Source organism: Planctomycetia bacterium (assembly GCA_021413845.1).
In the GTDB taxonomy this organism is placed as follows: domain Bacteria; phylum Planctomycetota; class Planctomycetia; order Pirellulales; family PNKZ01; genus PNKZ01.
Genome location: JAIOPP010000035.1, coordinates 1 through 11,970 on the forward strand (window position 1 = coordinate 1; position 11,970 = coordinate 11,970).

At 61.3% G+C, this 11,970-nt stretch carries 8 protein-coding genes and 1 pseudogene; 3 read left to right on the forward strand and 6 right to left on the reverse strand.

Annotated elements, in window-relative coordinates; translation table 11 throughout:
• A partial coding sequence (locus K8U03_07400; protein ID MCE9604715.1) for a prolyl oligopeptidase family serine peptidase occupies window positions 1–1,680 on the reverse strand: 1,680 nt, incomplete at its 3' end.
• Between the two features lie 300 nt (window positions 1,681–1,980).
• Between K8U03_07400 and K8U03_07405 the strand changes: the two genes are divergently transcribed.
• The gene (locus K8U03_07405) at window positions 1,981–3,258 is read left to right on the forward strand and encodes a zinc carboxypeptidase (GenBank protein MCE9604716.1); all 1,278 of its coding nucleotides are present in this window, start codon (window positions 1,981–1,983) and stop codon (window positions 3,256–3,258) included.
• Between the two features lie 93 nt (window positions 3,259–3,351).
• Window positions 3,352–4,689 carry a dipeptidase gene (locus K8U03_07410; GenBank protein MCE9604717.1) on the forward strand — a complete coding sequence of 446 codons (1,338 nt, stop codon included), beginning with the start codon at window positions 3,352–3,354 and terminating at the stop codon, window positions 4,687–4,689.
• 27 nt (window positions 4,690–4,716) lie between these two features.
• Here the strand turns inward: K8U03_07410 and K8U03_07415 are convergent, their stop codons facing one another.
• From K8U03_07415 to K8U03_07435, 5 genes and pseudogenes are all read right to left on the reverse strand, one after another.
• Window positions 4,717–5,919, reverse strand: a complete 1,203-nt coding sequence (locus tag K8U03_07415; GenBank protein MCE9604718.1) for an aminotransferase class V-fold PLP-dependent enzyme — start codon at window positions 5,917–5,919, stop codon at window positions 4,717–4,719.
• Between the two features lie 50 nt (window positions 5,920–5,969).
• Window positions 5,970–7,064: a hypothetical protein gene (locus K8U03_07420; GenBank protein MCE9604719.1), complete on the reverse strand. Its 1,095-nt coding sequence runs from the start codon at window positions 7,062–7,064 to the stop codon at window positions 5,970–5,972.
• Between the two features lie 145 nt (window positions 7,065–7,209).
• A complete protein-coding gene (locus K8U03_07425) occupies window positions 7,210–8,652 on the reverse strand; it encodes a DUF1501 domain-containing protein (protein MCE9604720.1) in 1,443 nt (480 codons plus the stop codon).
• A 146-nt stretch (window positions 8,653–8,798) separates the two neighbouring features.
• Window positions 8,799–10,271 (reverse strand): aldehyde dehydrogenase family protein, encoded by a 1,473-nt coding sequence (locus K8U03_07430; protein MCE9604721.1) that lies wholly within the window; start codon window positions 10,269–10,271, stop codon window positions 8,799–8,801.
• Between the two features lie 541 nt (window positions 10,272–10,812).
• A pseudogene (locus K8U03_07435) lies at window positions 10,813–10,956 on the reverse strand (FAD-dependent oxidoreductase).
• Window positions 10,957–11,261: 305 nt separating this feature from the next.
• Here K8U03_07435 and K8U03_07440 point away from each other — a divergent pair.
• A complete protein-coding gene (locus tag K8U03_07440) occupies window positions 11,262–11,924 on the forward strand; it encodes a YceI family protein (GenBank protein MCE9604722.1) in 663 nt (220 codons plus the stop codon).
• Window positions 11,925–11,970: the final 46 nt, after the last annotated feature.

An 11,970-nucleotide genomic window follows, 5' to 3' on the forward strand; every position in this document is an offset into this window, starting at 1 on the left:
GGTCATGTAGCCGCCGTAGCTCCAGCCCATGACTCCAAGCCGATCGCGATCGGCGATGCCAAGCTCGATGCAATGATCGACGCCGCTCATAAGATCGCGATAGTCTCCGCCGCCCCAGTCGCCGTAATTGGCGTAGCGAAACTTCTTGCCGTAGCCGCTGCTGCCGCGCGGATTCGGACGCAAGACGGCGTAACCTCGTTCGGCGAACAAGGCGACCGGATACTGCGTGGGCGAACCGTCGTAGCTTTGCGTAAACGCGCCCATCGGTCCCCCATGCACGACGAGTAACAACGGATAACGCGTCCCTTTGCGATAGTCGCGTGGATACGTCAGGAGCCCGTCGACGTCGAAACCATCGCTCGACTTCCAACTGACGATTTCCGTTCGACCTGTCTGCGCCGTCGAGGGCAACTCCGGCTGGACTTCACTGACCTTAACCGGCTTGAAGTGCTCGATCGTCGAGCAATAGGCCTCGGCAGGTCGATCGAGCGTCTCCCAACCGAATCCAACATGCGTGCGCCGAGCATTCAGATGAAAGCCTCCGAGCGACATCCCGTCCTGATGTCCGACGACTTTCGGCGGTCCTGCGAGAGGCAGCGTGCTGAGTTCCAGGCTCGTTCCACGTAGCTCCGAAAAGTAAATTTTCTTTCCTTCGGCCGACCAGCCGATCAGCTCCGAATAGCGACCGAATCCGTCGTGAGTGTCGGCGAGTTCTTGCGATGATCCGCCGGAGCTTGAAACGACATGCACGCGTCGCGCGCCTGCCCAAGTCGCCGGTTCATCGCTGACCGTAAACGCGATGGCCGTTCCGAGAGGAGAGTATATCGGCGACCCTTCCGCGGCCGCGCTGCTCGCCAATTTTTTCACAGTGCCGGAGGCGACGTCGACGGTGGAAAGATCGGCGCTCGTCCAGTCGTCGGGACGTGGCGAGCGGGCGTGAGCGAAAACGATCGTTCGACCATCGGGCGACCAGTCGAAGCCGGCTCGGCCCGAACGATTCGCTTCACTTACGACGCTACGATCGGCCGGGCTCAAAGCTTTGGGGCGAGCTTGAGACTTCGAGGTCGAGTGGACCGCCACCACGTAAAGCCGACTCTGCTTGATTCGCTCGTCGACGACTACGGCGTCGTCCTTCGTTCGCTTCCGCTTCTCCTCCTCTTCGCTCGGAGCATCTGTCGCGGTGAAAGCGAGCGAACGACCGTCGGGCGACCATTTGAAGCTACCGACATCGCCCTTCATCTTCGTCAGGGGTTCCGCTTCGCCGCCGTCGGGTCGGATCAGCCAGAGATTTTTCTTACCTTTGCGAGTGGAAACAAATGCCAGCCGATCGCCGGCGGGAGACCATTGCGGATCGTCGCACGAGTGATCGCCGCGAGTCAGTTGCAGTCGGTCGGTGCCGTCGGCGTTCGCAAGATGGATATGAGTGCGAAACTCACTGATGTCTCCCTCCATGATCGCATCACGAACGGCATACGCGACGCGCTTTCCGTCGGGCGAGACTTGCACGCTGCCGATCCGTTTCACCGACATCATAATTTCCGAAGTCCAGCGCTGCGGCTCCTTCGCTTGTGCGCTCGGATGGTCCGTTGCGATCAAAGCCAAGCACATCGTCAATGCCGACGTCGCAAATAACGGTCTTGAAACCATCAGCCGAAAGGCGGAGTTAATGAAGCTCATCAACGTATGGGTCCTGGCAAGAGTGCATTCGTTAGGGGGCGACGGCATTCTGGAGCGGTGAAGAAGTCGGAGCAAGCGGCAACTTGGTGGGATGACGAAGCTGCGCCGAATTCGAGTCGAGTTCCTCGTGGTTGTGACCGGAACGGCGGTCGACTAGGTTGAACGAAGTACCGGCGATTCATCGCGCAAGCGATCGTTGAAGTGTTTCGAGTTTACGATCGGCCTCGGCCCCTCGGCCGGCGGAGCGGCGTCGCTGCCTGCGACGCCCTTAATCCGCGCAGCGCACCATTGCAGATAACGAGCATGAACCTGCGACGACGATTCGTCTTGATCATCGCGGCGATTTTAGTTTTCGCGTGCCGCGCGGCGGACGCGGCCGAGCCCTTGGTCGTCGAGGCCGACTTCGAGGGGGGCTCGGTGCGCACGATCGAAATCGACGACGTCGCACGGCGCATCGACTTCATGCCGGGCGGGAGTCCTGAGCGGGGTTGGCCATGTTGGTGGTTCTTTCGCGTGAAAGGAATCACGCCCGGCGAATCGATCTCGCTCCGCTTGCGAGCGTCTTCGACGACGGTCGATAGGCCCGGTGCTCCGCTCTCGAAGCCGTTGTCGCCAGTGTGGGCACAAGTGGATCGGGCGACGTACTCGACCGACGGGGAGACATGGCATCGCACCGAGAAGGGAGTCAGGCAAGGTGAATGGATGGTCTACATCCTGAGGCCTGAGGCGAGTTCGATCTTCGTCGCTTGGGGACCGCCGTACACGCCGAGCATGGCCGTGAAGTTCGTCGCTAAGCAAGCCGGCGCAGGTCGCGGTGCGACGGCCAAGGAATTGTGTCGGTCGCGAGAAAACCGAATCGTGCCGCTGTTGCATGTCATGGAGGGAGACTTACCCAAGCAACGGAGATTCGGCGTTTGGATTCAAGCTCGGCAGCACGCCTGGGAATCCGGTTCGAGTTGGGTCGCCCAAGGCTTCGGCGAATGGTTGATGAGCGATGCCGCCGATGCCTCGTGGCTCCGCCGGAATGCGGAAATCTTCATCGTGCCGATCATGGACGTGGATAATGCGGCGACCGGAAACGGCGGCAAAGACGCGGTGCCCCAAGATCACAATCGAGACTGGTCGGAAAAGCCGAACTGGAACGAAGTGCTTGCGGCTCAACGAATGATCGGCAACCTAACGGCCACCGGCCGCATGGACTTGTTTCTCGACTTACACAACCCGGGTCCGACCGATCCGACATTCTTCTTCACGCTGCCCGACGATTTACTGACCGCGCAGAGGATCGAGTCGAGAGACCGATTCATTGCGACGGCGTGTTCGAGACTCGCCGTGCTGAAACCGAAGTTTGCCGTCAACGACAAGCCGAAGGCCGCCGGAAGCAAGTACACGGAGAAGTGGCGCGAGATGAGCGCCAATTGGGTGGCGCTGCACGGAAACTCACGGACCGTCAGCTTGTGTCTGGAAACGAGTTGGCATCATCCGAGCGGAACGGCCGAAGTCTACCGTGCCGTGGGAGCCGAGGTCGCCGCAGCGGTGCGAGAATATCTGTACGAGCGTCGGGAACGAGAAAAGAACTGATTCACGCCGCCGGCCATGCGGCGTCGCGATGAGTCGGTCGCGAAGCGCGGGAATCCCTTTAAGCTATTCGACACGAATCTACGGAAGCATCCTATGTCGATCAATCGCCGTCGTTTCATGGCCGCTTCGTTCGCCGCCGCCGCGGCCTGGCACGCCGGTGCTCGTTTTCGAACGTGGGCCGCTCCACCGACGAGTGAGAACGACGTGGTTCGGAAAAGCCGACAGGCGGCTTTGGCGATTCTTTCGCCAAGCGATCGCGACGTGCGACACGGCTTGGAGATCCACGCCGCTTCGCTGGTTGTCGACAGTTACGGGTTCGCTCCGCGGGCGTCGCTCGATGGGGCCGCATTTCGCGAAACGATGCTCGCGGGGGCATCCGATTCGGAGCTTGTCGATCTGCGCGAAGACATGAACATGATTCGCGCCGTTCATGACGAGATCGAACGCCGCGAGTTTCTCGACGCGTTTCACGAGTCCGGGGTGACGTGCATCTTTCAGAATTGCGGCGAAGAGGGAAATGATCCGCTGCGATTGTTGAAGCGCCTGTCGCGATTCACGTTTCTAACCGACAGTCTCGCACCCGTCTGCTCGAAAGCGATTTCGCCCGAAGCGGTGTCGGCGGCGAAGAAGGCGGGGCATGTTTGCTTGGCTTTCACGACCAACGGCGTGCCGCTTACCCAAGCATTCGAGAGCACGCGCGACGAGTTGCGCTACGTGAAGTTGTTTCGACAACTCGGCGTGCAGATGATGCATCTGACTTACAACCGCCGTAATCCGCTCGGAGACGGCAGCGGCGAAGCCGTCGACGGCGGCTTGAGCGATTTCGGGCGGATCGCGATCGCGGAACTCAATCGGCTCGGGATCATCGTCGACACCGCCCATAGCGGCTGGCGCACAAGCCTCGAGGCGGCCAAGGCGTCGAAGCGACCGGTCGTGGCCAGTCACACGGCCTGCGCCGCCTTACAACGCCACTATCGCGGCAAGCCCGACGAAACCATTAAAGCCATCTGCGATACCGGCGGGCTGATCGGGATGTGCTGCATTCCGAAGTTCCTCGGCGGCAAAGGAGATATCGCGGCGCTGTTGGATCATCTCGACTATGCGATCAAAAAGTTCGGCCCTGACCACGTCGCGATCGGAACGGACGTCGCCTACACTTCGCGCAACGAGAAGGCGGAGCGAGACAAAATCGGTAAGCGTGCGGATGGGCGCGCACCGAATCTCACCGGTCCGAGATGGGAGCACTTGTGGCCGGCGTTCGAGTTCCGCGAGTCCGCGGAAGGCTCGCTCAGTCTGGCTTGGACCAATTGGCCGCTGTTCACCGTCGGCTTAGTGCAACGAGGGCATTCCGACGACGTGATTCGGAAAGTGCTAGGCGAGAATATGTTGCGGGTCTGGCGCGCGAATCGAGCCGATGCGGCTCCGCATTGAGCGATTCGATCGAGCGGTTCTTCGCGACTATTCCTCGGCGCCGAGTTCTTCCCGCAGTCGCCGGATGAGCTTCGAAGTGCGCGCCTCATCAAGATGGAGCGGATCGATTACGAGAGTTCCTTGCTCAAGCAGCGAGTGGCCGACGTAAACCGGCGGAGAGCCGCGCCGAAGTCGCCGACATACTTCGAATGCGGAACGTCCCAGCCGTGCTTTGTCGATTGCAATTTCGAGCTTCGGAGTCGATTGCTCGTCGGTCGGCAATGCGAGGCGGTGGCATACCGGTAGCCCCTCGAGATTCGTTATCACTTGCTCGAGGTAACGTCGCTGATCGATTCGATGGCGATCGTAGTCGCCGGAGGCGAACAGGCGCAGCGCCGTCAACAGGGCGACGATTTGCTCCTTTGAAACCTTGAGAGCGCGCCCGATCCCATGTCGCGGCATGCCTTTGAGCAACCGTTTGTCGATGAGATTCGTCGGAGGCTCCCAGAGGGCGAAATGATCATCCATGTCGAGCATCTGGAGAGCCGCCGAGCCGATGAGGTCGCGGCGTCCGCAGAGGATGCCCGCGGCTTGAGGACCGCGAATCGCCTTGCCGCCGCTGAACGCGACGAGATCGGCACCGCATGCGAGAATGCTTTGCAGATTCTCGCGCGGCGGAAGTTCGCCCGCTGCATCGACGAGCACCGGCAAGTTACGGGCCTGTGCGATTTCGACCACCTCGGCCAACCGAGGTCGGGCCTCGGCGTCATGCACGTAGAAGATGCCGGCGGTTTCGGGTCCGATCGCGGCTTCGATCTCCCAAGCTTCGCAGCGTCGTACTCCGGAACCCGCTACCGGTTCATGGAAGCCGACCTCGATCAGCGTCGCCCCCGCAGCGCGCACGGCATGGTCGTAACCGTTGCGTTGCTCGCGCGCAACGATGAACTCGCTCGGAAAATCACACCGGGGCAGCCGTTCGATCCGGTGCAGATCGTATCGCGCCAAGATCGCGGCCGTGCCGAGCGTGAGTGCGGCGGCCGCTCCGCTGGTGACGATCCCCGCCTCGGCGCCGGTCGTTTCCGCGATGATTCGAGAGGCGACACCCTGAAGCTGATCCAGCGGAACGCTCTCACGCGCCGCGGCGCAGAAGGCGTCGAGCACCGCTTGCGGCATCGGCGCGCCTCCTAGTCGAGTTACGGCGCCGGAAGCGTTGATGATCGGCTCGATGCCGAATTCTTCGAAGATGCTCATGCGGGAGAATTCGCCTTGATCGAACGATGCGCTGCCGGGACCGGTCGTTCTTAGGCGTGGCGTTGCTCGAACAGGTCGACCGCCGTCTGCACGACGAGCAGATGCTGACGCACTCGTTCTTCGAATGGACATTGCATTCCGGTTTCGATCGTGAAACCGGGACCGTATCGTCTCGCGGCGAAGTCGATGAGGTTCAAGCCCTCGCCTCGCTTTTGAGCATCCAACCAAAAGACGCCGGGCTCGAGTTTCTCGAAGAACGAGCCGGGGGAGTATTTTTCCGGCGCGAGTTCCGAACCGGACGCTTTGACGACTCGTGCCGCTTCGCCGGCCATGCGCCGTTCCCAAATCTCGTCGTCCTCGGTTCGCTGTTTGCGAGCCGACATCCAAAAGAACGGACCGTGATCGTGTTCGTGCAGATCGAAGGTCAAAGCCGGACGGACTTCAGCCATCAAGTTGCGCAGGCAGCGAACTTCGGCCGGCGCCCAGCGGGTGTCATGAAAGCGGTTCAAGTGCAAGATCTCGCCGTCGGGCGCGACGATCAACGTATACGCCCGCTCCAAGGGAGCCGAACCCGGCGTATCGGTGCGACTCGAAGTGAACCAAATCCGTCGGCCGCAAAGCGGTTCGAGGAACGGCGCGCTCTTCTCGAATTTATGGAGCAAGCCTTTGTTGGCGTAACCATACTCGCCGATCATGACCAACAGCGTCCCGTCGGCGTCGACCAATACTTCACCGTTCTTGCGGAGAAAGTCGGGCAGGCCGTCGATCGTTTCCAACTGGGCCGGCTTGCCGAGCCCGAGACTCAGAGCATGGCGAAATCCGCTCAGCCCGATCGGGTCGCGCGCGGGAACGACCCATACCACGTGCTTCGTCTTGAGGTTTTCGATCACCTCGACGGTCGCGAATGCGCCGGCGTGCTCGGTGGAATGAGCCCCGCCGCTGATCATGATCGCGGGCAACTTGTCGCCGCCGCAGCGGACGGCCACGATCGGCGATTGATCCGGCGCGCATCCGAGTACGCGAACTTCCCGTCCCCGCCGCTTGAGCGTCGCCAAGACTTCCGAATAGTTCGTAAAGGGCTTGGAGGCGCTCGTCGCGTTCGGCTCCGATCGCGCGGCTCCGGGGAACACCAGACCTGCGCCCAAAAGCGCGCCGCTTGCTTGGAGAAGTGCTCGCCGCGAAACGTCCGCGGATCGGGTAGATTCGAACTCAGGCATGTCGCTGCTCACCGGACGAAAGGCAAAAGGAATCGGGCCAAGCCGCGTTGCACGGTATGAGCTTCCGGACTTACTAAAACAGGCCGCGGATCGGAGTGCCGCCGAATGTCGGATCGACCGGCCGGCCGTCGGGGCGGGTCAGACGGAGTTCGCTGCCGATCCCAAGTTTCTCGTAGACGCTCGCCGCGTAGTCGTAAGGCGTGAACCGATCGTCGAGGACGTCGCCTCCTTGCTCGTCGGTGGCCCCGATCACTTGCCCCCCCGGCACTCCGGCACCGGCGAATACGATCGACATCGCGCGAGCCCAGTGGTCCCGCCCTTGCCACTTGTTGACTTTGGGCGTGCGTCCCATTTCGGTGATGAAGCAAACGAGCGTCTCTTCGAGGAGGCCGCGTTGCTGCAGATCGTCGAGCAGCGCGCTGAGCGAGCGATCCAGACTCGGCATCATGGCCGGATGAGGCAGTCCGTAGCGTTCTTGCTTGCTCATTCCCTGCGGACCGCCGCAAGGACCGTTGCGATAGATCCCTTCGTGATGGTCCCAATTGAGGAAGACGCCATTCTCCTCGCCGTAACCGGGACGGCCGACGAGCTCCGGCGGCTGGATGACGGTGACCGTCACGAAGCGCACGCCCGTTTCGATCAGTTTCCTCCCCAGCAAATAGCAACAGCCGCGATGGTCGCGGCCGTAGCGGTCGCGCACGGCGTCGCTTTCGTTGCTGAGGTCGAACGCCGCCTGCACCCGAGGGCTGGTGAGCAGATCGAACGCATGTTCGTATGTTCGCCTCACCGATGTGGCGAGTCCTTCGGACGATTCCGGCGACAAGGCCCCGAGTAAGCGACGGCGATCGGCGAGCCGAGTCGTGCTCATGCCCGACTGCGGTTCCAATGCCCGCACTTTCCATTTCGGATCGGCGACGTTTTCGCCGAGGCTCTTCGTGCCGAGCTTCCACGGCGCTCGACTCACGGACAAGAATCCGGTCGAGGTGACGTGGTTCGGCATATTCGCGCCGGGACAAAACACATACGGCGGCAATTCGGCGCACCGGCTACCCATCAACTCCGCGACGACGGAGCCGATATCCGGAAACTCTTTGGCGAGATTGAAAGGATAGCCTTTGAAGAATTCTTGGCAGCCTTCCATGTGACCGGCGACGCTGGTCGAAGTCATCGAACGGACGACGCTCAGCTTGTCGGCATGCCGCGCAAGCTGCGGCATGAGTTCCGAAAAACAGATACCCGGCACATTCGTCGCGATTGGTTTATAAGGAGTGCGATGATCGACGGGGGCCGTGGGCTTCGGGTCCCACGTATCCATCTGGCTGATTCCCCCTTCCTCGTACACGACAAGCACTTGCTTGGCGCGCTTCGCGCGATTCGACGTCGTCGAGGCGAAGGCTTCAAGCGTCAGGAGGTCTGCCAGACTCGTTCCTAGACAGCCGGCCGAGACATGCCCGAGAAAGCGGCGACGACTTTGCGAAACGGCATAGGCAGGATGACTTCGGAGCAATGAAAACATCGTGACCATTCTCGGCGAGTAGCTGTCGGATCCTCAGCCTGCATCATAATCCAACGCATCAGTGGACGCCAATGCGTATCCTCGTCACTGTGCAGCGGGAAGCTCGTGAATTTGCTGGCGTCATGGGCTTTCGGAGACTTCCTCGATCACTCAGGCCAAGGCGACTTTTCGGTCGACAACGAGTACAGGATCGTCTTGGAGTTACAGTACTCATTCGCGGCTTCGTCGAAGCCGAGCTCGGTTCCGAAGCCGCTCAGCTTGTAACCGAAAACCGGAGAGCTGGCCCGAAACGCGCCGCCGCCGTTGATCGAGATCTTGCCGGCCTTGAGCTGCCGCGCAACTCGCAGGGCCCGCGTGCCGTCCGACGTCCATACGTTCGCCATCAAGCCGAAATCGCAATCGTTGGCAATGCTCACCGCCTCGGCTTCCGTGCGATAGGTCATTACGCTCAGCACGGGTCCGAAGACTTCTTCGCGCGCGAGCGTCATATTCGGCGTCACTTGGTCGAAGATCGTCGGAGCGAAGAAGCAGTCGGTCGGTGATTTCGGAGCTCGTCCGGAGAGGACGCACGTCGCACCTTCTTGTTTCCCCTGTTCGACGCGTTGTTGCACCGACTGACAATGCTGGGGCGTCGCTAAGCAGCCGAGCTGTGTCGCCGGATCGGTCGGGTCGCCCTGGCGCAACCCCTTCGCCTTGGCGATGATTCGCTCGAGTAGTTCATCGTGCTGGCTTTCATGCACGAGCAGTCGGGAACCGGCGACGCAGACCTGACCGAGATTGACGAAGATCCCGGTGATCACGCCATTGACGACGTTCTCCAGGGGCGCGTCCGGAAACACGAGGCTTGGCGTCTTGCCGCCGAGCTCCATCAAGACCCCCTTCATCCCTTGCTTCGCCGCTTCGAGCATCTGAGCGCCGGTCTGATGGCGCCCGGTGAAGGCGATTTTGTCGACTCCCGGATGTCTGACAAGCGCCGCGCCGGCATCCGCGCCCGTGCCGTGGATCACATTGATCACGCCGCGCGGAAAGCCCACCTCGTGAGCCATCTGCGCTAGCATCAATGCCGAAAGGGGTGAAACTTCCGACGGCTTCAGCACGACCGTGTTGCCGCAGGCAAGGATCGGGGCGAGCTTGATCGCGGCATTCGTGACCGGATAGTTCCACGGAACGATCGCGGCGATCACCCCCATCGGCTCGCGAATCTGCATCGTCATGCTGTCCGAGAACGTGCCGTAGCACTTCCCGGCGATCTTGTCGGGCAGACCGGCGTAAGTCTCGAACAGATCCGCCGAAACGGGAGCATCCCAACCCAGCGTGTCGCGAATAGGCTTACCGATATTCAGCGTATCGGTCATAGCCAGGTCGTCGAGCGAAGCGCGAATCCGTTCCGCGAGGCGGAACAACAACCGACCGCGGTGCAGCGGGTCCATCTGCGGCCATTCACCCCCTTCAAAGGCCCTGCGCGCCGCCCCGACCGCTCGGTCGACGTCGACGGCATCGGCGAGAGCCACCTCCGTCAGCGTCTCGCCCGTTGCTGGATTCACGACGCTCCAGGTTTTGCCGGAGGCACTATCAACCCATTCGCCGTTGATGAATAGCTGATTCGGCCACGATCGCATACGCTTGCTCTCCCGCTGTCGAGGAACGCCCGACTTCGAAAACCACTGCCGCGTCGTCCCGGCAGAACGTGGTCGTCGAGTTCGTAAAGGCATCATCTCCGCCGCTCGGTCTCGGATCAAGCGACCGGCCCCGAGTCCGCGGATCGTCGCACGCGGCGACGTCGCGGTCGTGACGGCCATCGGCCACGAGTCCGGCAACCTGCTTTCCTGGCGCTCGGCCGATGCGGGCGAGACCTGGCAAGATCCCGTGACGGTCAATGATTCGCCGACGGCTGCCAGAGAAGGCTTGCATGCGATGGCGATCGGTCCCTCCGGAGAGATCTATTGCACTTGGCTCGACCTGCGTGGCTTGGGCACTGCGCAGGTGATCGAAGCGATAGCGGCTCAGCGCCGTCGGACATTGCAATTCGCTCGGGCCTGCCGGCACCGTGAGGCGATGCTTCGGCGATGCCAGTAACGAAACCGTTTTGATCGGCACGCCGAGCGAGCGAATCTCTGCGCCGATTCCGATCGCATCCAACAGCGGTTGCGCACCCGACGCCAAATGCTCGCCGCACATCTTTCGGCGGGGGAAATGCGACGCATCGATGAGCGCGACGCGCCGACCGTCGCGAGCCAACAACGCGGCGAGCGCGCTTCCCGCCGGACCGGCTCCCACGACGACGACATCCCAACGAGACTGCATGGCGACCCCTGACGACTCGATTCGCTTGAAGCAGGACCAGCGTAACCATATCGAGTGCTCTTCAACAGAATCCCCCTCGATCGTCGAGCTAGTGTGCGAGTTCGCACGCTGTTCGTTGTTGATAATCGATCACAGTTTCAACGACGTTGAGTCAGTGCGTGTGACCATGTTCATCGGTGCGATTTCCACTAGCGATCGATAGGTGACAATGCGGTAAGCCACGCGGATCGTAGCTCGAAACGGTGTTTTGATCGCCGGCGAAATCCGGATACTGAGTCGGTCCACTTTCGCATGGAGGCAGTCATATGAATCGCTATTTCTTATTGGTCGCGCGGCAGTCATTCGCATTTTCCGGAATGTTCCTTTGGGCGACGAGTTGCATCGCGCAACAACCGGCGTTGCAACCCGGCCAAGTCGATCCGCAACGAAGTAAAGCCTACGCCCACGTCGCGGCCCGGGGCCTCGGGCACGAACACGGAGTGGAAGGCCGCGTCGCCTCCGGGACGATTCGCTTAGGGGTCGCTCAACAGGCCGGCGAATTCACGTTCGATATGAAATCGTTCGTGTGCGATACCGCAGAGTCGCGGCAGTATGTCGGCATCAAAGGTACGACCGACGACTCGACGCAACAACAAACCACGGCAAATATGATCAGCGCGGCGGTCCTCGACGTCGGGAAGTTTCCGACGGCGCAATACGTGATTCGTTCCTCGCTACTTTTGGCAAAGCAACAGGCTGCCGATCCCGATTGGTACGAACTCGCGGGCGATTTCACGCTTCACGGCGTTACCCGTCCGCTGACGATTCGCGTCGTCGCCGAGCCGGCTCCCGGCGGCACACGGCTACGCGGACAGTTCAGCGTGAAGCAGAAGGATTTCGGGATGACGCCGTTCTCGAAAGCGTTCGGAGCGATCGGAGTCGCCGACGAGGTGAAAGTGTGGGGCGATTTAACGATCGCCGCACAATAGCCGCTACGAGGTCCGATTCCGAAACTCTCGAGTCGATGCAGAGCAT

Bases quoted from the DNA above. Each gene is read 5' to 3' on its own strand.
- K8U03_07440 (MCE9604722.1), top strand. From the start codon at position 11,262: ATGAATCGCTATTTCTTATTGGTCGCGCGGCAGTCATTCGCATTTTCC.
- K8U03_07415 (MCE9604718.1), bottom strand. From the start codon at position 5,919: ATGAGCATCTTCGAAGAATTCGGCATCGAGCCGATCATCAACGCTTCC.
- K8U03_07405 (MCE9604716.1), top strand. From the start codon at position 1,981: ATGAACCTGCGACGACGATTCGTCTTGATCATCGCGGCGATTTTAGTT.
- K8U03_07425 (MCE9604720.1), bottom strand. From the start codon at position 8,652: ATGTTTTCATTGCTCCGAAGTCATCCTGCCTATGCCGTTTCGCAAAGT.
- K8U03_07410 (MCE9604717.1), top strand. From the start codon at position 3,352: ATGTCGATCAATCGCCGTCGTTTCATGGCCGCTTCGTTCGCCGCCGCC.
- K8U03_07430 (MCE9604721.1), bottom strand. From the start codon at position 10,271: ATGCGATCGTGGCCGAATCAGCTATTCATCAACGGCGAATGGGTTGAT.